At 32.6% G+C, this 22,703-nt stretch carries 25 protein-coding genes and 2 tRNA genes; 22 read left to right on the forward strand and 5 right to left on the reverse strand.

Features of this window, described 5'->3' with window-relative positions; translation table 11 throughout:
• The first annotated feature begins 1 nt into the window (after position 1).
• From AC1RPQ_RS01935 to AC1RPQ_RS01950, 4 genes are all read left to right on the forward strand, one after another.
• Positions 2-334 (forward strand): hypothetical protein, encoded by a 333-nt coding sequence (locus AC1RPQ_RS01935; protein WP_481762171.1) that lies wholly within the window; start codon positions 2-4, stop codon positions 332-334.
• 110 nt (positions 335-444) lie between these two features.
• Positions 445-603: a hypothetical protein gene (locus AC1RPQ_RS01940; RefSeq protein WP_481761161.1), complete on the forward strand. Its 159-nt coding sequence runs from the start codon at positions 445-447 to the stop codon at positions 601-603.
• Positions 603-797 carry a hypothetical protein gene (locus AC1RPQ_RS01945; RefSeq protein ID WP_481761162.1) on the forward strand — a complete coding sequence of 65 codons (195 nt, stop codon included), beginning with the start codon at positions 603-605 and terminating at the stop codon, positions 795-797. Before AC1RPQ_RS01940 ends, AC1RPQ_RS01945 begins: the two co-directional genes overlap by 1 nt.
• A 330-nt stretch (positions 798-1,127) precedes the next feature.
• Positions 1,128-1,376: a hypothetical protein gene (locus AC1RPQ_RS01950; protein WP_481761163.1), complete on the forward strand. Its 249-nt coding sequence runs from the start codon at positions 1,128-1,130 to the stop codon at positions 1,374-1,376.
• Positions 1,377-2,198: 822 nt separating this feature from the next.
• Here the strand turns inward: AC1RPQ_RS01950 and AC1RPQ_RS01955 are convergent.
• The 4 genes from AC1RPQ_RS01955 to AC1RPQ_RS01970 all read right to left on the reverse strand — a co-directional run bounded on the left by AC1RPQ_RS01955 (position 2,199) and on the right by AC1RPQ_RS01970 (position 3,560).
• Positions 2,199-2,282 (reverse strand) — tRNA-Leu (locus AC1RPQ_RS01955).
• Between the two features lie 8 nt (positions 2,283-2,290).
• On the reverse strand, positions 2,291-2,569 hold the full coding sequence (locus AC1RPQ_RS01960; protein WP_409022736.1) for a hypothetical protein: 279 nt from the start codon (positions 2,567-2,569) through the stop codon (positions 2,291-2,293).
• 103 nt (positions 2,570-2,672) lie between these two features.
• Entirely contained in the window at positions 2,673-2,921 is a 249-nt protein-coding gene (locus AC1RPQ_RS01965; protein ID WP_057973335.1) for a hypothetical protein, read from the reverse strand.
• Positions 2,922-3,035: 114 nt separating this feature from the next.
• Positions 3,036-3,560: a GNAT family N-acetyltransferase gene (locus AC1RPQ_RS01970; protein ID WP_481761164.1), complete on the reverse strand. Its 525-nt coding sequence runs from the start codon at positions 3,558-3,560 to the stop codon at positions 3,036-3,038.
• Positions 3,561-3,664: 104 nt separating this feature from the next.
• On the opposite strand from AC1RPQ_RS01970, the gene AC1RPQ_RS01975 reads away from it, so the two are divergent.
• From AC1RPQ_RS01975 to AC1RPQ_RS02005, 7 genes are all read left to right on the forward strand, one after another.
• Positions 3,665-4,111, forward strand: coding sequence for a universal stress protein (locus AC1RPQ_RS01975; RefSeq protein WP_481761165.1), 447 nt, complete (start codon positions 3,665-3,667; stop codon positions 4,109-4,111).
• Between the two features lie 114 nt (positions 4,112-4,225).
• Entirely contained in the window at positions 4,226-4,549 is a 324-nt protein-coding gene (locus AC1RPQ_RS01980) for a hypothetical protein (protein WP_481761166.1), read from the forward strand.
• A 322-nt stretch (positions 4,550-4,871) separates the two neighbouring features.
• On the forward strand, positions 4,872-5,231 hold the full coding sequence (locus tag AC1RPQ_RS01985) for a hypothetical protein (RefSeq protein ID WP_481761167.1): 360 nt from the start codon (positions 4,872-4,874) through the stop codon (positions 5,229-5,231).
• A 179-nt stretch (positions 5,232-5,410) separates the two neighbouring features.
• The gene (locus AC1RPQ_RS01990) at positions 5,411-8,359 is read left to right on the forward strand and encodes a YhgE/Pip family protein (protein ID WP_481762172.1); all 2,949 of its coding nucleotides are present in this window, start codon (positions 5,411-5,413) and stop codon (positions 8,357-8,359) included.
• A gap of 83 nt (positions 8,360-8,442) precedes the next feature.
• Positions 8,443-8,883 carry a MarR family transcriptional regulator gene (locus AC1RPQ_RS01995; RefSeq protein WP_409022730.1) on the forward strand — a complete coding sequence of 147 codons (441 nt, stop codon included), beginning with the start codon at positions 8,443-8,445 and terminating at the stop codon, positions 8,881-8,883.
• A gap of 141 nt (positions 8,884-9,024) precedes the next feature.
• Positions 9,025-10,212: an acetate/propionate family kinase gene (locus tag AC1RPQ_RS02000; RefSeq protein ID WP_481761169.1), complete on the forward strand. Its 1,188-nt coding sequence runs from the start codon at positions 9,025-9,027 to the stop codon at positions 10,210-10,212.
• Positions 10,213-10,394: 182 nt separating this feature from the next.
• The gene (locus tag AC1RPQ_RS02005; protein WP_057973343.1) at positions 10,395-10,589 is read left to right on the forward strand and encodes a hypothetical protein; all 195 of its coding nucleotides are present in this window, start codon (positions 10,395-10,397) and stop codon (positions 10,587-10,589) included.
• Between the two features lie 54 nt (positions 10,590-10,643).
• Here AC1RPQ_RS02005 and AC1RPQ_RS02010 read toward each other — a convergent pair whose 3' ends face one another.
• Complete coding sequence (locus AC1RPQ_RS02010; protein ID WP_481761170.1) at positions 10,644-11,264, reverse strand: DedA family protein; 621 nt, start codon at positions 11,262-11,264, stop codon at positions 10,644-10,646.
• Positions 11,265-11,420: 156 nt separating this feature from the next.
• Here AC1RPQ_RS02010 and AC1RPQ_RS02015 point away from each other — a divergent pair, with 156 nt between their 5' ends.
• From AC1RPQ_RS02015 to AC1RPQ_RS02065, 11 genes are all read left to right on the forward strand, one after another.
• Positions 11,421-12,254 carry a LicD family protein gene (locus AC1RPQ_RS02015; protein WP_481761171.1) on the forward strand — a complete coding sequence of 278 codons (834 nt, stop codon included), beginning with the start codon at positions 11,421-11,423 and terminating at the stop codon, positions 12,252-12,254.
• Between the two features lie 53 nt (positions 12,255-12,307).
• A complete protein-coding gene (locus AC1RPQ_RS02020; protein WP_481761172.1) occupies positions 12,308-12,499 on the forward strand; it encodes a hypothetical protein in 192 nt (63 codons plus the stop codon).
• A gap of 16 nt (positions 12,500-12,515) precedes the next feature.
• On the forward strand, positions 12,516-13,385 hold the full coding sequence (locus tag AC1RPQ_RS02025) for an SPFH domain-containing protein (protein ID WP_481761173.1): 870 nt from the start codon (positions 12,516-12,518) through the stop codon (positions 13,383-13,385).
• A gap of 56 nt (positions 13,386-13,441) precedes the next feature.
• Positions 13,442-13,894, forward strand: coding sequence for a YaiI/YqxD family protein (locus AC1RPQ_RS02030; protein ID WP_409022804.1), 453 nt, complete (start codon positions 13,442-13,444; stop codon positions 13,892-13,894).
• Positions 13,895-13,918: 24 nt separating this feature from the next.
• Entirely contained in the window at positions 13,919-15,283 is a 1,365-nt protein-coding gene (locus AC1RPQ_RS02035; protein WP_481761174.1) for an MATE family efflux transporter, read from the forward strand.
• Between the two features lie 47 nt (positions 15,284-15,330).
• A tRNA-Gly gene (locus AC1RPQ_RS02040) sits at positions 15,331-15,401 on the forward strand.
• Positions 15,402-15,656: 255 nt separating this feature from the next.
• Entirely contained in the window at positions 15,657-17,312 is a 1,656-nt protein-coding gene (locus AC1RPQ_RS02045) for an ABC transporter ATP-binding protein (protein WP_481761400.1), read from the forward strand.
• Positions 17,312-19,081, forward strand: a complete 1,770-nt coding sequence (locus tag AC1RPQ_RS02050; RefSeq protein WP_481761175.1) for an ABC transporter ATP-binding protein — start codon at positions 17,312-17,314, stop codon at positions 19,079-19,081. Before AC1RPQ_RS02045 ends, AC1RPQ_RS02050 begins: the two co-directional genes overlap by 1 nt.
• Positions 19,082-19,267: 186 nt before the next feature.
• A complete protein-coding gene (locus AC1RPQ_RS02055; protein WP_481761176.1) occupies positions 19,268-20,314 on the forward strand; it encodes a MupG family TIM beta-alpha barrel fold protein in 1,047 nt (348 codons plus the stop codon).
• Between the two features lie 3 nt (positions 20,315-20,317).
• A complete protein-coding gene (murQ, locus tag AC1RPQ_RS02060; protein ID WP_481761177.1) occupies positions 20,318-21,208 on the forward strand; it encodes an N-acetylmuramic acid 6-phosphate etherase in 891 nt (296 codons plus the stop codon).
• A gap of 21 nt (positions 21,209-21,229) precedes the next feature.
• Positions 21,230-22,684, forward strand: a complete 1,455-nt coding sequence (locus AC1RPQ_RS02065; protein WP_481761178.1) for a PTS transporter subunit EIIC — start codon at positions 21,230-21,232, stop codon at positions 22,682-22,684.
• Positions 22,685-22,703: the final 19 nt, after the last annotated feature.

Consider the following 22,703-nt stretch of genomic DNA (forward strand, 5'->3'; position numbering starts at 1 on the left):
AATGAAGATTAAATATGGTGTTATTAATTATTTAGATACCATGGGAATAGTTAATCGTATTGCGGGTAATCTCCAAAACGGGATGTTAATAATGGGAGTTGCAACAAGGGCAGAAGAACCTTGGCAAATTGGTATGAAGATAACGTATAATGAATCATATACAGAGGGTGATGAAAGTAATAAAATATCAGATACGATTGAAATTTATTATAAGCAACCAGTGGTTAGTCCCATATATCCCGAAGTTTCGTATAATTATGTTTATGATATAGTTAGTGGATTGGAAATTGTCGGAGCATGGATTGTTATTGGTCAGCGGTTATCATGGCTGTAGCGTTTGTTGCTTCTATACCAGAATTATTAGTAGCAGCTCCAGCAGTTGCTGCTTTTGGACTTTTGGTTGATACATTGCCACAAGAATAAAGAATATAGGAGATAATATAGATGGCAATTCCAGCAATGCTAACGGTGTTATTATTTGTGTTTATGATGAATTTATATCTTACTCTTTCTATAGTAAGGATAAAAAAGTCAATAAATAATGGTAATAAAAAGATTGAGAAAGAAAAAGATAGATTAAAAGAATTTAGAGGAGATAAATAATGAGCGAGCCTAATTTATTTATTATTTTATTTGTATTATTTTTAATCTTTATCGTACAATTTGTATATTTTTTAAATATTAAAAATAAATTGCTTGAATTATCGTATGAAATAACTAAAATTAGGGAAGAATTACTAAACATAACAATTGTTAAAGTTTTGAATTTAGAAAAAAAATTAAAAGATAAAGAATAAATGTATGATAAAAAACAAGGTATTCAGATATATTTCTGATCCCCTTGTTTTTTATCTAAAGTAGGTAGACAACAAACTGAATAGTTTAGTGTCTATACTGAGTATGTAGTATAATTACTACGATAAGTTAGTCTTAAAACTTAGACATTAAACAACTACATAAATAAAGCGTAGATATGAATGTGTATCAACGTTATTTAATATATTTTTGAAGGAAAGATAGAAACTGGAATGAGAAAAGCATTAGTTAAACATTTACATTTTAATGATACAGTTGCTTATTGGACAGCACATACGATTGTTTTTATTTACCTGTAAGGAGATGAACTAATGCAAATACAACCTATTTTTTGGGCAATTATCGCGATATTAATAACAGTTTTCTTTCCTTCACGCCAATGGTTAGAACGACATCATTTAGATTATTTTATTCTTGTTACGTACGTAATAATATTAATAGTAATGGTTGTAGCCATACCTTATAGAAAAAGTACTGGCTTGAATGAGATTTATATTGTGAGTGCTTTTATCATCTATGAACTAGGCTATTTATTTATATATAAAAGATTAAAAAAATAAATTAACGTGAGAAAAAATTGTAGAAGAACATTTCTACAATTTTTTATTTGATTAGATAATTTAAAAAGCAAACTCTTTAATAATTAAGGAGTTTGCTTTTTTGTTAAACAGAGTGTATTAAATCAGGTATTGATCTACCATATTTTATTAGCTTGGTATAAATATCAGGGTCTGTATGAGGTAGGTCTTTCCTGTCTGTATATATATAATTACCGAACGGGTCTGTATAGACGATACAATATACACAGTGCCTAGACATGCCCATATCAGGTAACGGATAGCTCATCGTTATTGGTTCACTTGCTAAGGCGAGAATCCTAGGGGTACCAAAATCATTGTGGTTTTTAAAAAACTGCTTAAAATCAGGTAACACGACAGAACTTTCATTCATAGTAGGAATGATGATAACATCATGAATAACATAATTTGAATAGTTTGTAATGGTTACCTGAGGTATCCCTGTTTCAGTAGAGTAAGAACTAGCAGATGCCGTAATACGCGATGATATTTGAATAATATTTTTTTGCCTTTCATATTGTTCTTGACGCTTACTTATTTTATTGCTGTTGTGAGAAAGAAATAGCACTAAATATTGCGGCGGAGGCAGCAAAAATGGCTGGTAAAGTCGCAACGAAAGATTGTAAATAAGTCATAGTATTTTTTCTCCTTTTTAAATAGTATATGAAACATATTCATTTTATTAATTAAAAAATCCAACTCGTAAATAAATACGAATTGGATCAATATATACGGTAAATTAGATGTTAACCACACAAAAACCACATAAAAGTTGGTTAAACGATGGTATATCAATGATAACAATGCGCCTGACAGGAATCGAACCTGCACTTGGAAACCCAAACAGCGATCTGAACGCTGCGCGTCTGCCAGTTCCGCCACAAGCGCAAAATAAATTACTTTGAAAACTCAATAACAGTACCGTAGCCATGTAAAACTAAGAATCTTGGGGCAATCGTTACACGAACAGTTTGTGGTTCGAAATGAACGTTAATAATCCCGTCGCCACCTTTATTAATTGCGCGTTCTGCTAGTTCTGCTTGGACACGATCATATAAGGTATCAAAATCATCTACACGATCAATTTCATCGGCTTCTAGTACAATCTTGGCTGTCGCATTAACGATGCCTTTAATAGCATAAGAACGGTTAACATCTCCGGTTGTTAAGAACATATAAATCACTCCTTGAGTAATAGTTTAAGATAAAAATGCTAGATTGACAAGGATTAAAAAAACTAGCCTCAAGAGTTAGTCTCAACTAGGCTAGTTTTGTAGGTTACATGAAGATACGGTAGTTACGTTTATTAATTGAAATTAATTCTTTAGCCTTACTCTTTGAACTGAATTTAAGTAAATTTTTGATTAAACGTTCTAATTTTTCGTCATCTTTAGAAACTTTTTCAAAAATATCATTGTCAATCTTTATTGTTAGATCTTCCTTTTTGCTTGGAACCTTAAATGTTTTAGAAGTTTCATCGCTTGTGATGAAGTTTTTCTCAAGATCTGCTAATAAATTTTTGCTCATATGTTTTCTTCCTCCAGTTTCTTACTATATTAATCATAACACCTAGATGACTAAAATCATAGGAAATGAAAAAAGATAAAAATGTTATTAAGAGAATTAGATAATAATTTTGCTTTATAAATCTAATTTTGAAAGTATTGCAGGGATGTCGACTCCATCAGGGCTTTTTAAGATTAGCGATTGTTTATCAGTGAAATTAAATTTTTCCAATAATTTTTGATTTACTTCTTCTTGTTCGTATTTCAGCGTTTGTACATTGGTAAACTGTTCAGATTTAAAAGATTTAAGCAGGGCTTTTAATAAATGTGTCGCGATACCTTGTTGTTCTTCGTTTTTCGAAACTAATAATAGACCAATCCAAACGGATTGAACTTCAGGATAATCTGTTAAAAAATCAATCATAGCTACTAATTTATCTGCTTTGAAGAAGCCCAGTGTCCATTTTTGATCACTTTTAACTGACAACGGGATCGAAGTTAAATCAGATTTTATTTCTTCAATGGCTAAATCTTGTTTACCTTGGAGTTTTAGGTAAGTAGATTGACTTTTTTCTAATTCTAACATTTGAGTTAGATCTTTTTCGGTTAACTCTCGAACCACGTAGGGGGCACTAAAAATAGAAATCCTTTTTAATAACATACTGAAAACCTTCTTTATTTCAAATTTTGTAGGTAAAACGCTAACATCTAATACAATTTTAATGATATACTGTAACTACAAATAAAAGATATGGGGTGGCAAATATGGAACAAGAATATAAAAATATTTTAGTCCCAGTTGATGGATCAGATTCAGCTGAAAAAGCATTAAAGCGTGCAGTAGAAAGTGCTAAAGCAAACCATGCACATTTAGATATTTTAAACGTAATTGATACGCGTCAATTTTCTGTAAGTTTTTCAGGAATGATGGATGGGGGCGGTTCAATCGTCTATCAGACTTTTGAAGATACAGAAGCATATATGAATGAATTAAAAGAAGATATTGTAAAAAATGGGTTTACAGATGTTGATATTCATATTCGTTTTGGTAGTCCTAAAACAGTAATTGCCAAAGATTTTATTGAAGATCATCATTCAGATTTAATTATCATGGGTCAATCTGGCTTGAAGGCAGTGGAAAGAATGTTAATGGGTGCAGTTACAAATTACGTTACTCGTTTAGCACCTTGTGATGTCTTAGTTGTTAAATAATAAAGAGGGTTGCGTAATTTAGCAACTCTTTTATTATTTATAGGACTAACTCAGTATAAAGTAAAAATGAATTAAAAAATAGTCATATTAGATTAAAAGAGAGAAGGGGTACTGGTGGAAATAGGTTTATATTTAGTTATGGCAATTTTGATTATTTATAATGTTAAGTTGTCTCTACAATTAACTAAAGTGCGTCAAGCTAATGTTAGAACTGTGGACTCACTAGGTCCTGAAGAGACTAAAATATTAGCAGACTACGCAATTGAGAAACGAAAATGGCAAGTCCTTGGCAATGGAATGTTCTTTTTAGCTCTCGTTTGCGCTTTTATTGGAACAACAATAGAAACGAGTTATTTTGTAACACTTTATGTTGTAACAATGATTGCTGTGAATCGTTCAAGAATAAGAGTCAATAAGCTGTTATTATTAGATAATTAATGTTGCATTAAAAGTCTATATCTTAAATTAAAGAATTCACAAAAGTTAGGTATAAGTAACCTAATTTTTGAGGAACTTAATATTTGGGAAAGGCTTATTTTTTTTAAATGAATAAATGTTGTGACATGTTAGCTGATCTTAGAGAGAATTTCGTATGTGTAGTGGTGCCATCCAGATGACTAACTTTATAAAAAGTAGTTTAGCATGGTAAAACAGATTTTTTAAATTAATGGTTAATAAATAGTAAAGATTCTTACTGAGCATCAATGTTTTTAAGTAACTATGATATTCTAAAATTAAGCGAAATTCCTGGAGGGTTATTGTGAAACGATTTAAATATTATTCAATTTCCTTGTTAAAGGGATTAGCGTCTTTAATTATTCTTTTAGCAATTGGAAATTTGATAGGTCCATCTAATTGGCGGTTATTAATTAATTATTATTTAATTTTGAATTTTTTAACTTTTTATCCATATAATCTCGAGTTAAATGGATTAAATAAAAAATTAGTGCAAAAAGTTAAAATTGACGAGGTAGAGGAACCACACTCTAGACAAGAAATGAATACACGTAAAGTATCAACTGAAAATTTAACGCGCTTATTAATTTATGTCATGCAATTTGCAGGGTTAATCCTAATTGCTCCTGGTCAATTCATGTATTACTATTTAATCAAAAATTGAATTTTAATGATATCTCCACTGTTGATTAGATGACAGTGGGGATATTTTTTTAGAAAATTATTTGACAAAAGAATCAAAAACACATATAGTCATAATATCGTTAATGAGGTTAACGGAACGAATAATCGTTAATGCCATTAACTAAAAAGAGAGGGTGGATAATTTTGTTCAAAGAATTTATGTCAAAGAATAAGAGGTCAGTTGCGTATATCGCAATTGCATGTTTAATTCCAAGTTTAATTGCATATGGAACCTATAAGTTAGTTTCAAGTAAGCAACAAATGGACACAGGAAATTTAAAAGTAGCTATTATAAATAACGATGAAGAAGCATCATTTAATGGAAAATCAATTGACGTTGGTAAGGAAGTTACTAAAATTCTTAAAACCAATAAACAAGCCAAATGGGAGTTTGTTAGCGCAGAAACTGCGAAAAAACATTTAGATTCAGGCGATTATACAATGTCAGTTACATTGCCAAGTAATTTTTCAAAAAACGCAACAACTGCACTTGATGAAACGCCAAAAGTGAGTTTGTTAAAAACAAAACAATCAGATACAAATAACTATGTTTCGCAATTGATTACAAAACAGGTTGCAGAACAATTGAAATCACAAGTTTTAACTAATATCCAAAAAGCGTATGATTCTGCATTACTTGGTTCCGTTAAACAATTAGGTTCAGGTGTTAAAGAAGCCTCAACTGGTGTAAAAACGTTAAATAAAGGAACCGTTAAATTAAAAAATGGTAGTAAAGAAGTTACTAGAAATTTAAATACATTGGCAACAAGTATGGTGACCTTTGATAAAGGTAATCAGACATTAAAAACAGGATTAAATACTTATACAACTGGGGTTGATACTTTAGCTGATGGTGTAAATACCTATACAACTGGTGTAGGTACACTGGTGAATGGTAATAATCAATTAGCCTCAGGAATTAATACACTTGTTGCTAGTGCACCAACCTTATCAAATGGTGTGACTCAATATGTTGATGGGAATAAAACATTAGATGCGGGACTTTCTACGTTGCAAACTGGCGGATCTACATTAGCAGCTGGTGTAGGCACGTTAGCAACTGGTGCAACTACATTAAATTCGAACTCGAATGATTTAAATAATGGTGCGAAAACATTAGCTGCAAGTATGTCAGGTAGCCAATCGTTACCGATGGCGGTAGCAGGTTTAACAGCATATTCAACTGGTATTAAAACTGGTGTAACTCAAATTCAAACAAGATTAAAATCTCGTAGCGAAATTATTAATCATATTCCTGAAATAATTCAACAAATTAAAGATACAAAGCAAGGATCAAAAGAATTAAAAGCTGAACTTGAAGAAATTTCAGGATCAATTGAAACATTACAAGCATTACCTGGATTAGTAACAAAATTGATGGCGGCAGGGGATAAATTAACAACTGTTCAAACTCAAATGAATGCAATTAATTCAGATACAACACAAAAGATGTTTAGTTTGACATTAGCTAAAGGTCAGGCATCGACTTCTAACAAGAAGGTTCGTACGATGATTAATGACTCAACAACAATGAGCCAAAAAGAAAAAGACACTGTTTTACAACAAATCACAAAAACAGATACAGCAATAACAACTGTTGGTACAAATATAACTGGGGTAAGTAAAAATTTAACAGATACAAAAGCGATGTTAGAGGCAGTGATGAGTGATGTAGGTGGCTTAATGGCTGAATTTAAATCAACAATGGGTGATGTAGATCTTAAAGCCATGTTGGAAAAATTTGCTAAAATTTCGACACAAGCAACTGCATTATTGAGTAATACTGATACCTTGACGAGCGATTCAATGATTGGTCTTTTAGGTGATACAAAAGACTTGAGTGATCAAATTGATTCATTAGTGATAGCATCAAATGCTAATGCACAAGTTGCTGGTAAATTAAATGCTAGTGTTAATGGTGCTGGTGTTGATGTTACAAGTGAAAAAACAATTAATGCAACAATTAAGAATTCAATCATGACAGGTAGTATTAACAAATTGTCAGCTGGTATCTTAGGATATACAGCAGGAACAGGACAAGTAACTGATGGTATTAATCAATTAAATAGTAATGTACCAACTTTAATAACAGGTGTTACTGCTTTAAGAGCAGGATCGCAAAAACTTGTTACAGCAGGTGGACAACTTGAGGCAGGAACACAAACGTTAGTTTCAGGTGGTACACAATTGAAAGCAGGATCTGATAAGCTTGTTAGTGGTGGTACACAATTGACAACTGCTAGTACACAATTGACAGATGGAAGTTCGAAATTAAAAGCGGCAAGTACACAATTAACAGATGGTGATACACAATTGGCAGCTGCTAGTCCTCAATTAGTTGATGGCTCACAAAAATTAGCTGATGGGTCTAAACAAGTAACATCAGGATTGGATACAGCTAATGATGGTGTAACATTATTAAATACTAAATTAGCAGCAGGAGCATCACAGGTTGGTAATATCAATTCATCTCCAAAAAATGTGGCTCAATTCGTTGAACCTGTTAAAACAGAAACTGAAAGTGACAATCTCGCTAAAACTTTGAAAAATACATTTGCCCCATTAGTGATTGTTTTATCATTATTTGTCGGTGCAATTGTAACTCAATTAATTTTATTCAGATACCGTAAGAAGAATGAATTATCACAAAACTGGTTACAGAACCTTTTCCTAATGTTATTTATTTCTGTTATTCAAACAGCAGGAGTTCTCTTATTAACATTATTCTTTAGTGTAACAATTGAACATCCAATTAGTTTCGTAATCTTTACGTTCTTATCGGGAATAATCTTTACTCTTTTATGTGTGGTAATTGACGAACTCCTTGGAACAATGGGTATTCTCTTATCTTTAGCATTACTACTCGTACAATTAGTGATTACAGGACAAGTTATTCCAAATACGATGTTATCAAATGCTTATCAAGTATTTGCAGAGTTCTTACCTGTTACACATGTATTAAATGGCTTCACATATGCAATTAATAGCCAAGGTTCTGGTATGATTGGTTCAGTGCTTGCATTACTTGTTACAGCCGTAGTACTGGGTGTGGTTTGGACGTTTGTAAATCGTAAACAATTAACGGTATCAACTGAAAAAGAAAAATAGAGATACAGTTGATTAGATATAGTAATTAACCGCGTTTTATGCTAAATTTAACTGTAGGTAGAACATGCAGAGGAGAATTAGCAATGACAACAACTAAGTTAATGGATGACTATATTAGTATGTATTTAGGAACTTTTAAGAATGTGGAAGGATTCATTTCACAACCTACTAGTGAGTTTAATTTATCTTTTGAACAATTCTTGATTTTAAAAGATATCCATAGCACTGAAGATATAAGCATGGTTGATATCGCTAAAAAAAGAAATGTTTCAAGGAGTGCAATTGCACGCCAATTAAACGTACTAAAACAATTAAGATACATCTATCAAGAACAAGACACAGTTGATAGAAGAAGAATAAACCTACGCTTGTCTGATCAGGGTGCAAAAGTAGAACGAGTTGTGACTGAGTCAATTAAGAAACGGTTTGATACTTGGGTAAATGTTTTAGGTGAAGATAAGGCAGTTCTACTGCTTAGTTTAATGAAAGAATTCGGGCAAAAAATAATGGTAGACAGAAAATAAAATTCTGTGTACCATTTTTTGCTTGAAAGTGTTGTATGCGTTTTCTATAAGTAGTATATTAGTTTAATATACTACTTAAAAAAATAATTGTTTTTTAAGGATTAAATTAATACCAAATGAAATCATTATTGGAGGAAGAATATGACAAAAATTATTGCAATTAACGCAGGTAGTTCAAGTTTAAAATTCCAATTATTTAGCATGCCAGAGGAAACTGTTATTGCTAAAGGATTGATTGAAAGAATTGGACTTAAAGACTCAATTTTAACGATTAAATATGGTAACGGAAAAAAATATGAAGATGTATTAGATATCGACAATCATTCAGTAGGTGTACAGTTATTACTTAAATTATTGCTTCAATTGGATATTATTGCTGATTTTAATGAAATTTCCGGTGTTGGACATCGCGTTGTTGCTGGTGGTGAATATTTCAAAAAATCAACATTAGTAAATGCCGATACAATTGCAAAAATTAATGAATTATCTGAATTAGCACCATTACATAATCCAGCTAATCTTTTAGGTATCCAGGCATTTGAAGAAATCTTACCAGATGCAGTAAGTGTCGCTGTATTTGATACAGCCTTCCATCAGACGATGCCAGAAGAAAGTTACATGTACAGTGTACCTTATGAATGGTATGAAAAATATGCCGCAAGACGTTATGGTGCTCATGGGACAAGCGTTCGTTATGTCGTCTCAGAAGCCGAAAAACTAATTGATAAAGACCCTAAAGAGTTAAAATTAATTACATTACATTTAGGTGCAGGAGCATCAATTACAGCTACAGTTGGTGGTAAATCAATTGATACATCAATGGGCTTTACACCACTTGCTGGAATTACCATGGCAACACGTTCAGGTGATGTAGATGTATCGTTAGTTGCTTACATGATGAGACAATTAAAAATTACTGATATAGATGAAATGATTAATATTTTGAATCGTGAATCTGGGCTAGTTGGTATTTCAGGGATTTCTCCTGATATGCGTGATGTTAAAGCTCAATTAGGAAAAAATCCTCGTGCTGATTTAGCTGTTAAAATCTATGTTCAAAATATTATTAAATATATTGGTCAATACATTGCAGAAATGCAAGGGGTTGATGGTATTATTTTCACTGCTGGTCTTGGTGAGAATGATCGGATTGTACGTCGTCGCGTTATTGAACATTTAGCATATTTAGGTGTTGGCTTTGATGCTGAAAATAACGAAAAAATGGGTGAACAGGTTATGCTTAGCACGCCAGAGTCTGCCGTTAAGATTTTTGCGATACCTACTGATGAAGAATTAGTTATTGCACGCGATGTTCAATCATTAATGTAAAAATAACCATTTAAAATAGTAGCTTAAAATAAGAGGGATATCACATTGTGATGTCTTTTTTATTTTGTAACATAACGGTAATATTTAAAGGGTTAACAAGTTATTAAAAAAGTGTTAAATTAGACATTATAAATTATTATTACTGACAACAAGTTGTTGTCATCATTCGGAGGCGTAACTTAATGAGTAGGTGTAAACTTGATATTATGAGTGAGTATCAAGCAGCGATGCAAAAACTTGCTGATCTTAGAAGTAACATTGGAAACAGACAACAATCATCAATTCGAGATAGCTTTTTCCAAGAGGAAAAATCGCTTGAAAGAGAATGTTCTGAACTGAATATTCTATTAGAAGCTATCGATGTTGCGGAAGATTAATCCTACTTTTTGAGAAATAAAAGTAGTAAAAAACGATTAAATTCATAATTGAATTTAATCGTTTTTTTTGTTCCTATTTAAATTAATTAGTTTGTAGATTCCGAAGAACGAAACGATTAATAAGATGATACCAACTACTGTAGCAAAAATATCAACTGTTGCTGCAACTTCCGCCCAAGCATTCCCAGCAAATGCCCCAAGATAAATGAGGACAGTATTCCAAATTAATGTTCCAAAAAAGGTTAATGGAATAAAAAAACGTAATTTACATTTCGTAATTCCAGCGGGAATAGAAATTAAACTTCGAACAATGGGAACAAAACGGCCTATGAAAATAGCACGATTTTCATATTTTACAAAAAATTCAGTCGCTTTTTCAATATGGATAGGTTTTAGACCAAGCCAAGAACCATACTTACTGGCGAAAAATTGATTTAAACGTTCTGTACTTAAAAAGCGACCGATCGAATATAAGATTAAAGCCCCGATAGTCGCCCCAATAGTGGCAGAAATAATTAAACCAATTGGTGTAAGAGAACTTGAGAGCGTCATAAAACCTGCAAATGTTAAAATGATTTCAGAAGGAATTGGTGGGAAAATGTTTTCAATGGTGATCAGTAACGCAACACCTAGATAGCCATGTTGGCCGATTAAGTCAATTATGGTTTCTTGCATTTAGGCACCCCTTTTATTTAATAATTAAAGCATATCATGAGCCAAAGAAATAAAGTAATGAAAAAGGATTAGCTTAATAAAAATTAAATAATTTTCGTATTCAGAGTTAAATTTGGTACAATTGAAGAAAGAATAAGACGATTTAAGGTGGTAAAAATGAAAATTGAAGAATTACACAAGGTAGAATTAGATTTAATCCGGGAAGTCGTTGAAATTTGTCAAAAAAATAATATAAAGTATTTTATGATTGGTGGCAGTTTATTAGGTGCGGTCAGACATCAAGGGTTTATTCCATGGGATGATGATGTCGATATTGGAATGGTAAGGGATGACTACGATCGATTCTTACAAATCGCTCCCCAAGAGATTAGCCAGCCTTATTATTTTCTACAAACTGATCAAAGTGATCCAAACTATGCATTTGGATATGCAAAACTACTTGATGAATCTATTCATGTTGAAGAGAAAAGAAATATTAATGACGCTAGAAAAGGTGTTTTTGTAGATATTTTTCCTTTTGATAAAGTCCCAACAGGTGATGTCGAACGATCTATTCAACAATCAAAATATCGATATCTTAACGCGAAAATTCTTTTATTGAGCAATTATCGTTTAATGGATACTGAAATTAACGCAAAGATTAGAAAATTACAACCTGATCAAAGTCGTAAAACCAAAGAGTATAAAGAAAAAAGAGACGAACTAGTAAGAACCTATAATCAAGATGACACCATTTCAGAATATAAAAATTTAGCTTCACAATACTCATATGAAAAAGAATTACTATCAGAAAAGGAATTAGCAGCCGTGATTCAAGTTCCTTTTGAGAACCTTACGGTAACTATTTTAAGGGCATATGATGCAATTTTAAGCCGTTTATATGGTGATTATTTACAATTACCGCCTGAAAGTAAACAGATTGAAAAGCATATTGAAAAAGTGACTATTTTAGATCGAAATGATTTTACTTTTGATAATGAAATTGATTGATTTTATGACGTAAATGAGATACGTTTAAAGATGACAAATGGAGGTGCTTTCATATGGATAGAAAATCAATTATTGACGAGCGGTTGCTTAACCGGGAATTTACAATTGACAGTAAAAATATTCATGGCACGGTCGAGTTTTTTGGTATCTACTATCATTATTTTAGTGATGAAACATTAGTAAGTGGAGATGTTGTTCGAATCATTAAAACACATGTTGAAGGGTTAGACGTTAAAAAAATATAAAGGTGGTTAAATTATTATGTTGGGACTTTTAGTCGTTATTATTATTGTTATATTATTGGTCATGATTTTACCAGCAACTATCCGAATTATTAGACAACCGCATCAAGGTGTTGTTATAACTTTAGGAAAATATGAAACAACATTAGCTCCAGGCTTACATTTTATTAAACCATTTATTTCTTCAGTAATTCGTGTTAGTACGGCACAACAACCTTTAGATCTTGATAAACAAGTTGTGATTACAAAAGATAATGCTGAAATTGAAGTTAAAATTTCATTGAAGTATCACGTTACTGACATCCAAGATTTTGTGTTTAAAAATGAAGACTCTGTTCGTAGTATGATTCAAGATACACGTGCCTCTTTGCGTGGCATCATTGGTAATAAAATGTTAGATGAAGTTTTGAATGGAACGCAAGAAATTAATCGCGGTTTGTTTGGCGAAATTTCTAATGTGACAGCTGGTTATGGATTAAATGTTGATCGAATTAATATTGATACAGTAAAACCTTCAGTTGAAATTCAAGATTCAATGAATAAGTTATTGAAAGCCGCTAGAAATCGTGATGCTACTGTTGCTGAAGCAGAAGGTTACAGTAAATCAGTTGCACTAAAAAATAAAGCTGATAATGATGCATGGGTTAATTCAGCCCAAGCAAAGGCTGAAGCAGTTAAAAAGACGGCCGATGCTGAAGCATACCGAATAGATGCAGTTAATTTATCATTAAATAAAGTTGGTAATGGTTATTTTGTTAGCCAAAATATTGAGGCTTTTAAAGAATTGGCCAAGAGTGACGCAAATACAGTTGTTATGCCAAGTAATGCGATAGATAGCTTAGGTCAAATTCCAGCAATTAATGCATTATTAAAACCAGAAGCTAAATAAAACTTTCAAGAGGTTATTCCTTGGAAGTTTTTTTACTAGGAATGAGAGTGGTTAATTTGAAAATTATTATTGATGGGGATGCGTCTCCTGTGAAAAATGAAGTTATAGCTGAAGCCGAACTACGGAATATCAGTGTGTTGCTAATTACAAGTACGCCACATTTCTCAACTAAAAAGTATCCTGAAAATGTTTCGGTTAGCTATGTTGATCAAGGTCCAGATGCGGCAGATTATAGAATTGTAAAGTTAGCTGAAAAATCAGATGTTGTGATTACACAAGATTACGGACTAGCTTCTCTTTTATTACCAAAAGGTGTGATTGTGATGCATCATAAAGGATTTGAATATACAGATACCAATATCGATAGTATGTTGGATTCAAGATATTTAAGTGCAATGGCAAGGAAATCAGGTCAACGTACGAAGGGTCCAAGCGCCTTTTCAAACCAGGATAGGGCTAACTTTAAAAAAGCATTTATTTTATTATTGAATGAAAAAGGAATTAAATAAATATAAAGAAAAGAAGGGTCTTATTTGCGATCGTTAACATCGGGTAATCCAGCAAAATTAATTTTTATGTTTACTATACCATTATTGGTTGGTAATTTATTTCAACAATTATATAGTATTTCTGATACGTTGATTGTTGGACAAACTTTAGGCGTGGATGCACTAGCTGCAGTTGGTTCGACCGGGAGTATTCAATTTTTGATTATTGGATTTGCACAAGGGTTAACTGCAGGTTTATCTATTATTACGGCACAACGATTTGGGGCAAAAGATTATCGTGGTGTTAGAAAAAGCTTTGCAGTGGGACTTTTGATTAGTCTAATTGCAACGGTAATTTTAACAGCGGTTAGTTTGTTTTTTGTAAAAGATATTTTAACACTTATGAAGACACCACCAGAAATATTTGATGATGCACAAACTTTTATTAGTATCATTTTTGGTGGAATATTTGCTTCAATGGCATTTAATATTTTATCTAATATTATTAGGGCGCTAGGGGATAGTCGCACGCCATTATACTTTTTAATTTTTGCCAGCATTATTAATGTTGGTTTAGAATTATTATTTATTTTGGTATTTCATTGGGGAGTTGCTGGCGCTGGTATTGCAACTATTATTGCGCAATCATGTTCCGTTGTATTCTGTTTAATTTACATTTATCGAAAAATTCCCGTCTTACATATTGGTCGACACCATTTTAGAGAAATCACGATGAAAGATGTTAACCAACACCTTTATGTGGCTCTACCAATGGCCTTTCAAGCTTCAATAATTGCGATTGGTGCAATTATGCTACAGTCAGCTTTAAACGGTTTAGGAACGACAGCAGTTGCCAGTACCACGGCAGCGTCTAAGATTGATCAATTATCAACACAACCAATGATGTCATTTGGAATTGGGATGGCAACTTTTACTGCCCAAAATTATGGCGCAAAAAAATATGGTCGTGTTTTAGATGGTGTAAAAAAGTGTCTATTAATGTCTGGAACATTCAGTATCGTTGCAAGTCTTTTAGTTATTTTATTTGGACAACAATTAGTTACACTGTTTGTTGGAAATAATGCACCAAAAGTTGTTGCATTATCGCAGGTTTATTTTAATATTAATGGGTCATTTTACTTACTTTTGTCAGTACTGTTTGTCATTAGATACACGTTACAGGGACTGGGACAAAGCATCGTACCAACAGTTGCTGGAGTTGTAGAATTACTGATGAGATCATTTGCAGCTATCTTTTTAGCTGGTGCTTTTGGGTATGCAGGAGCTTGTTTTGCAAATCCATTAGCCTGGGGTGGGTCATGTATTGTACTGATTTATTCATATATGAAGGCTGTACAAAATTTGAGACGTTTAGATTTTGAACAAAAGGCTGAAAATAAACATGCTTAATTAGTTATGACAAAAGTACGGAAATATGCTATACTAATCAACGTTCTGCGGGCGTAGTTTAGTGGTAAAATTCCAGCTTCCCAAGCTGATGTCGCGAGTTCGATTCTCGTCGCCCGCTTAAAAATGAATAAGATAATTATATTGAAACCAAGATATTTAATCTTGGTTTTTTTTTGTAAATTTTAACTGACTAAATAGAATATAATTAGTCAAAATGATTGCAATTAAGCGTTATTTTTGCTAAGTTTAGTAACTGATATTAGTTTTTTTGTATAAAAAAACATGGAACTGGACAGAATTGAGGGGGAAAAAAGTGGATATTTTATTAAAACATGCTAAAAAGTATCGGGTAGATATTTTTTGGGCAGTCGTCATGGTGGTTATCATGGCAATTTCAACATTGTGGCAACCTAAATTGTTACAAAAAGTAATTGATGCTATTTTAAAGGACCAGGGTGATAAAATCACGACACTTGGTTTGTACTTGATTGGAGTTGCTGTTATTGGATTGTTGGCAGGTGTTGTGAATACAATTCTATCAGCAAAAGTAGCACAATCAATGAGTGCAGATATTCGTGAAACTGCTTTTAGAAAGATTCAAACATTTTCTTTCAGTAATATTGAACGATTCCAAGCAGGGAATATTGTGGTTCGTTTAACCAATGATATTACCCAAATTCAAACGTTAATTATGACAATTTTACAGACATTAATTCGAGTGCCCATTTTATTTATCGGTGCATTCATTTTAGCTATGAATACAATTGCGGATTTATGGTGGATTATTGTTATTTTAATTGTCTGCGTGTTAGGTATTTCAATGTTAACTTTCGGTCGCATGGGACGCCATTTTGGGTTAATGCAAGGCTTAATTGATCGAGTAAATGAGTTAGCCAAAGAAAACTTGATGGGTGTGCGTGTTGTTAAGTCATTTAATCAAGAAAAAAATGAAGAAAAACGTTTCGATAAGGTTTCAGATGATTTAAATGCACAAAATATCTATGTTGGAACTCTATTTGCTGTTTTAATTCCAGCATTTACATTAATTGGAAATATGGCTGTCGTTGCCGCAATTTATTTTGTAGGTGATTTAGCTAAAGCAGATCCAAGTACAGTTACAGCTATTACTTCGTTTGTTAATTATTTAATGCAAATCATGTTTGCCATTATTATTGGTGGAATGATGATGACGTTTAGTGCTCGTGCAATGGTTTCAATTAAACGACTACGCGAAATTTTAGATGAAGAACCAGATATTTATTACCAAGATGTTCCAGAGGAAGATTTATCGGGATCTGTTAGTTTTGAAGATGTCTCATTCTCATATGAAGGCGATGATAAACCAACACTTAAACATGTTAGTTTTGATGTTAAACCTGGAGAAATGATAGGAATTGTTGGTGCAACTGGTTCAGGTAAATCAACTTTAGCCCAAATGATTCCACGATTATTTGATCCCCAAGAAGGAATGATCAAAGTTGGTGGTGAGAATTTAAAGGATGTTAATGAAAAATCGCTTCGTAAAACAGTAGCATTTGTTTTACAAAAGGCTATCCTATTTTCTGGCACAATCGCAGACAACTTACGTCAAGGTAAAGAAGATGCCAACGAGAAAGATATGGATATGGCCAGTCAAATCGCTCAGGCATCAGAATTTATTAATCGATTACCAGAACGTTATGATGCAGAGGTTGAAGAACGTTCAGCTAACTTCTCAGGTGGTCAAAAACAACGTTTATCAATTACGCGTGGTGTTATTGGTAAACCTAAAATCTTAATTTTAGATGATTCAACATCAGCACTTGATGCTCAATCAGAAAAATTAGTCCAAAAAGCATTAAATAATGAATTGAAAGAGACAACAACATTTGTTATTGCCGAAAAAATCTCATCTGTGATTAATGCGGATCGTATTTTTGTTATGGATGACGGTAAATTAGTTGGCGAGGGGACACATAAAGATCTCGTTGAAAATAGTCAAATTTATCAAGAAATTTATAACACTCAAAAAGGAAAGGAGACTGTCTAATGAAAGATATGAATAGATCGATGGCATTCTTCTTCCACTACTTGAAAAGCTATAAATTAGGTTTTACAGTTATGACTGTTGCAATTATTGCATCGACATACTTCCAGGTAAAAGCACCTGTGTATATGGGAAAAGCAATTACGGCATTGGCAGACTACGTAATTGGTTTAACAAAAGGAGTGAGTGATAAAGGAAATTTTGTTAGCTCATTGTGGATGTTATTCTTATTTTATATTTTTTCAATTGTAGCAATGTTTTTCTCAAATATTATTGTCACGTTCATTACAGGAAACTCGACAAATAGAATGCGAAAAGGGCTATTTGGAAAATTACAAAAAATGACAATTCGATTCTTTGATTCACATAAAGATGGGGATATTTTAAGTCGTTTTACAAGTGATTTGGATAATATTTCGAACGCAATGAATCAAGCCTTAGGACAAATTATGAGTAATATTGCTCTAATGATTGGGATTATCATTATGATGTTTCAACAGAATGTTCAGCTTGCCTGGGTTACGATTGCTTCAACGCCTATCGCGTTACTTCTTGCGGTCATTTTAATTTCTAAAACACGTAAGTATGTTGATATACAACAAAAAGAAGTTGGAAAATTAAATGGCTATATTAATGAAAAAATTAGTGGTCAAAAAATTGTAATTACTAACGGGCTTCAAAAAGAAGCTATTGATGGTTTCTTGCCATATAACGAAAATGTTCGTAAAGCAACGTTTAAAGGACAAGTCTATTCAGGGATGCTTTTCCCAGTTATGAATGGCCTCTCGTTGGTTAATACAGCCATTGTTATCTTCTTTGGTAGCTGGTTAGCACTGAACGGTGATATGGGCCGTACAACGGCTTTAGGACTAGTTGTCGTGTTTGTTCAATACTCACAACAATTTTACCAACCAATATCACAAATTTCTTCATTGTATAGTATGTTCCAACTTGCTATTACAGGTGCTAGTCGACTGAATGAAATGTTTGATGAACCAGATGAGGTCAACTCAACTGATAAGCAAAAATTAACGGGTCTAACAAATGGTGTTAAGTTAAGAAATGTTAATTTTGGTTATAATGCTAATAAAGAAATTTTACATGATGTATCAATTAATGTTGATAAAGGTGAAATGGTAGCTTTAGTCGGACCAACTGGTTCAGGTAAAACAACAATTATGAATTTATTGAATCGATTCTATGATGTTACAGGTGGTTCAGTTGAATTTGATGGCGTAAATGTTAAGGATCTTGAACTTCAAAGTCTTCGTGATCATGTTGGGATAGTTCTTCAAGAAAGTGTATTATTCTCAGGAACAATTCGTGATAATATTGTCTTTGGTAAACCTGAAGCATCAGATGAAGATATGATTTCTGCCGCTAAGCAAGCTAATATTCATGATTTTATTATGAGTCAAGAAAATGGCTATGACACGACAGTATCGGATGAAAACTCTGTGTTTTCAACTGGCCAAAAACAATTAATTAGTATCGCAAGAACAATTTTAACTAATCCTACGTTATTAATTTTGGATGAAGCGACTTCTAATGTTGATACAGTGACAGAAGCTAAAATTCAAAAAGCAATGGATACAGTTATTCAAGGGCGTACTAGTTTTGTAATCGCACATCGCTTGAAAACAATATTAGATGCTGATAAAATTGTTGTTCTGAAGGACGGTAAGGTTATTGAACAAGGTAACCATCAAGAATTATTGGATCAAAAAGGATTCTATTCTGAACTTTATAATAATCAATTTGTATTTGAATAAAACAGTGAAAAAATCTTTCAAGAATACTTTATATAAAGTATTCTTGAAAGATTTTTTATTTTAAATTAAGATATAAAGTAACAAAAAAAACAAAAAATAAATATATTTAATTGTAATTTTATATCATTCAAGGTATGATGTAACCAGTTAATGATAACGCTTTCTTTTATGAATGGAGGAGATATTATGTTGGGTTTTTCAATTTATTTAGGTGATAAGATTGACGATGATACAAAAAAATATATTGAAGTAATGCGTAAATCAGGATTTAAGGGTATTTTTACTTCATTACATATTCCTGAAGAAGATAGAAAAAAAACTATTGATGAATTAAAAACTTTGGGGAATTTATGTCTTGAAAATAACTTGAAATTAATGGTTGATATTTCAGAAAAAAGTTTAAAATTATTGGAATTTGATTTGAAAACTGCTGGAATTACTGGTTTAAGAATTGATTATGGGATTAGTATGGAAAAAATAGCTGAATTATCAAATAATATAGATATTGGATTAAATGCTAGTACGATTTCAGAGCTGGATATTAAGCAACTAGTTGATAATCATGCAAATTTTAAGAATATTGAAGCATGGCATAATTATTATCCTCGACCAGATACGGGATTAGATGACGAATGGTTAAAAAATAAGAATCATTGGTTAAAAAAATCAGGATTTACTACGATGGCGTTTGTGGCAGGAGATAAAATATTTAGAGGGCCAATTGGAAAGGGATTACCAACATTAGAAAAACATCGAAATTACAATGTATTGGCTGCAATGATAGATTTAATTGAGAATAATTATACTGATGACGTTTATATCGGTGATCCGCGAGTTTCACAAAGAACAATTAGTAAGATAGTTAACTATTTTACTAATCAAAGTATAGAAATAGATATTGAAAGTAGTTCGCATGAACTTGATAATATAGCATGGCATAATCGTGCTGACGTGGCTAGGGATGTTGTAAGGTTAGAAGAAAGTCGGATAAGAAATCAATTCACTATTGAACCAATAAATAATGAAGATGCTCGAACGAGAGGTACTATAACGCAAGATAATATGTTATATGGGAGATATACTGGAGAAATACAGATAGTGAAAAATAATTTACCAATTGATAAAAAAGTAAACCAAATTGGTACAGTTAAAAGGACAGACTTGGATTTAATTGACTATATAGGAGCAAAACAAAAAATAATATTTAATAATACAATTATAAAAGAGGGATAAAATATGGATATTACAAAATTAGTAACGGAAACTAGAAATGAACAAACTATGAATTTAGATGAGTTAAAATGTTCTGAAGTTGCAAGAATAATGAATGAAGCCGATATGACAGTTCCTAAAAGCGTAGAAAAAGAGTTATCGCAAATTAATGAAGCAGTTAGTAAAATTATTGAATCATTTAATAGTGGAGGCCGTTTAATTTATATGGGTGCAGGAACTAGTGGTAGATTAGGTGTCTTAGATGCTGCTGAATGTGTACCAACATTTGGAACAAATCCTAGCATGGTGCAAGGATTGATTGCTGGTGGTATGAAAGCAATGACTGTGGCAGTTGAAGGTGCCGAAGATTCAAACGAATTGGGTAAGTTGGATTTGGAAAATATTTGTTTAACAAAATTAGATACAGTAGTTGGAATTGCAGCAAGTGGTAGAACACCATATGTTATTGGGGGTCTTGACTACGCTAAACATCTTGGTGCGAACACAATAAGTCTGGCTTGCAATAAGGAATCAATTATTGGACGGCATGCTGATACGGCTATTGAGATTGAAGTGGGACCAGAGATATTGACTGGGTCTACTCGTTTAAAATCAGGAACGGCACAAAAATTAGTATTAAATATGTTGTCGACAATTTCGATGATTGGAATTGGAAAAATATATAAAAATTTAATGGTCGATGTTAGACCAACGAATGAAAAATTAGTTGAAAGATCAAAGCATATTATTATGGATGCAACTGGAGTAAGTTATGAACAAGCAAAATTAACATTTGAATTAGCTGAACATGATGTCAAACTTGCAATAGTTATGATTCTAACGGATAACGATTTGAATCAAGCTAAAGAAAAATTAAAGAAGGCTCATGGTTTTGTTAGGGAAGCAATCAAATAAAATATTTGGAGGGGTTAAATTATGGCAGACAAAAAAATCGAAAAAATTGCAAATGAAATTTATGATAATGTAGGGGGGCCAGACAATGTTGAAAAATTAATTCATTGTATGACTCGAGTTAGGATGACAATTAGGGATGAAGATAAAGTAGATATTGAAAAATTGAAAAATATCGATGGTGTCATGGGTGTTGTTGAAGATGATACTTTGCAAGTGGTAGTTGGACCTGGTACAGTCAACAAAGTTGCAGATGAAATGGTAAGACAAGTAGGGGTTAAATTAGGCGAACCTTTCCCTTTGAAGAACGTAGTACAATCAACTCAAATGACTGATAAAGAATTGGTTGAGAGCAAAGCTGCTAAAGTAAAAGCAGAACATAAAGCTAAACAAAAGCAAACGCCAATAAAAAAGGTGCTTAAAGCAATTTCAAATATCTTTGTTCCACTAATTCCTGTATTTGTTGGAGCAGGATTGATTGGTGGATTGGCTGCTGTCCTTGGAAATATGATGGTTGCAGGGGATTTAAGTTCGAGCTGGACAGATTTTATTGCAGTTTTAAATGTTATTAAAAATGGTGTTTTCAGTTATTTAGTTATCTATGTAGGGATAAATAGTGCCAGTGAATTTGGTGCCACTCCAGGACTTGGTGGTGTTATCGGCGCTGTCACTTTGCTGAGTGGGGTAACCCCTGAAGCACCTCTCCATAATATCTTTAACGGTCAGGCACTAAGTGCTGGACAGGGTGGAATTATTGGTGTTATTTTTGCAGTGTGGGTATTAGCTATTTTAGAAAAAAGATTGCATAAATGGATTCCGGATTCTTTAGATATTATTATAACACCGACAATATCATTATTTGTTATTGGAATGATGACAATTTTCTTAGTAATGCCAGTTGCTGGGGTTGTTTCGAATTCTTTAGTTACATCAATTAACTGGGTCTTAGAAGTTGGTGGTGCATTTTCTGGTTTTGTTTTAGGGACTTTTTTCTTACCAATGGTAATGTTAGGATTACATCAAATTTTAACACCTATTCATCTTGAAATGATTGCTAAGTCTGGATCAACATTATTATTGCCAATTTTAGCAATGGCAGGAGCTGGACAAGTAGGGGCAGCAATTGCATTATGGGTTCGTTGTCGTAAAAATAAAAAATTAACAAATTTAATTAAAGGCGCTCTACCAGTCGGATTTCTAGGAATTGGGGAACCATTAATTTATGGGGTTATACTACCTTTAGGACGACCAATGATTACTGCTTGTCTTGGTGGCGGAATCGGTGGAGCGGTGATTGGTGGGATTGGTCATATTGGATCTATTGCAATAGGACCTTCTGGGGTAGCATTGATACCTTTAATAAGTAATGGACACTGGATTGGGTATATTCTTGGATTGCTTGCGGCATATGCGGGCGGATTTATTTTAACATTCTTTTTTGGTATTCCAAAAGATGCTATGATTGAGACAGAAGCATAAGACATACCATAAAAAGAGG

The sequence above is a fragment of the Dellaglioa sp. CoH-57-MRSF-21 genome (assembly GCF_056781915.1).

Coding starts and splice junctions, on each gene's coding strand:
- AC1RPQ_RS01935 (WP_481762171.1), top strand. CDS start 2: ATGAAGATTAAATATGGTGTTATTAATTATTTAGATACCATGGGAATA.
- AC1RPQ_RS01940 (WP_481761161.1), top strand. CDS start 445: ATGGCAATTCCAGCAATGCTAACGGTGTTATTATTTGTGTTTATGATG.
- AC1RPQ_RS01945 (WP_481761162.1), top strand. CDS start 603: ATGAGCGAGCCTAATTTATTTATTATTTTATTTGTATTATTTTTAATC.
- AC1RPQ_RS01950 (WP_481761163.1), top strand. CDS start 1,128: ATGCAAATACAACCTATTTTTTGGGCAATTATCGCGATATTAATAACA.
- AC1RPQ_RS01960 (WP_409022736.1), bottom strand. CDS start 2,569: ATGTTCTTAACAACCGGAGATGTTAACCGTTCTTATGCTATTAAAGGC.
- AC1RPQ_RS01965 (WP_057973335.1), bottom strand. CDS start 2,921: ATGAGCAAAAATTTATTAGCAGATCTTGAGAAAAACTTCATCACAAGC.
- AC1RPQ_RS01970 (WP_481761164.1), bottom strand. CDS start 3,560: ATGTTATTAAAAAGGATTTCTATTTTTAGTGCCCCCTACGTGGTTCGA.
- AC1RPQ_RS01975 (WP_481761165.1), top strand. CDS start 3,665: ATGGAACAAGAATATAAAAATATTTTAGTCCCAGTTGATGGATCAGAT.
- AC1RPQ_RS01990 (WP_481762172.1), top strand. CDS start 5,411: ATGTCAAAGAATAAGAGGTCAGTTGCGTATATCGCAATTGCATGTTTA.
- AC1RPQ_RS01995 (WP_409022730.1), top strand. CDS start 8,443: ATGACAACAACTAAGTTAATGGATGACTATATTAGTATGTATTTAGGA.
- AC1RPQ_RS02000 (WP_481761169.1), top strand. CDS start 9,025: ATGACAAAAATTATTGCAATTAACGCAGGTAGTTCAAGTTTAAAATTC.
- AC1RPQ_RS02005 (WP_057973343.1), top strand. CDS start 10,395: ATGAGTAGGTGTAAACTTGATATTATGAGTGAGTATCAAGCAGCGATG.
- AC1RPQ_RS02010 (WP_481761170.1), bottom strand. CDS start 11,264: ATGCAAGAAACCATAATTGACTTAATCGGCCAACATGGCTATCTAGGT.
- AC1RPQ_RS02015 (WP_481761171.1), top strand. CDS start 11,421: ATGAAAATTGAAGAATTACACAAGGTAGAATTAGATTTAATCCGGGAA.
- AC1RPQ_RS02020 (WP_481761172.1), top strand. CDS start 12,308: ATGGATAGAAAATCAATTATTGACGAGCGGTTGCTTAACCGGGAATTT.
- AC1RPQ_RS02025 (WP_481761173.1), top strand. CDS start 12,516: ATGTTGGGACTTTTAGTCGTTATTATTATTGTTATATTATTGGTCATG.
- AC1RPQ_RS02045 (WP_481761400.1), top strand. CDS start 15,657: ATGGTGGTTATCATGGCAATTTCAACATTGTGGCAACCTAAATTGTTA.
- AC1RPQ_RS02050 (WP_481761175.1), top strand. CDS start 17,312: ATGAAAGATATGAATAGATCGATGGCATTCTTCTTCCACTACTTGAAA.
- AC1RPQ_RS02055 (WP_481761176.1), top strand. CDS start 19,268: ATGTTGGGTTTTTCAATTTATTTAGGTGATAAGATTGACGATGATACA.
- murQ (WP_481761177.1), top strand. CDS start 20,318: ATGGATATTACAAAATTAGTAACGGAAACTAGAAATGAACAAACTATG.
- AC1RPQ_RS02065 (WP_481761178.1), top strand. CDS start 21,230: ATGGCAGACAAAAAAATCGAAAAAATTGCAAATGAAATTTATGATAAT.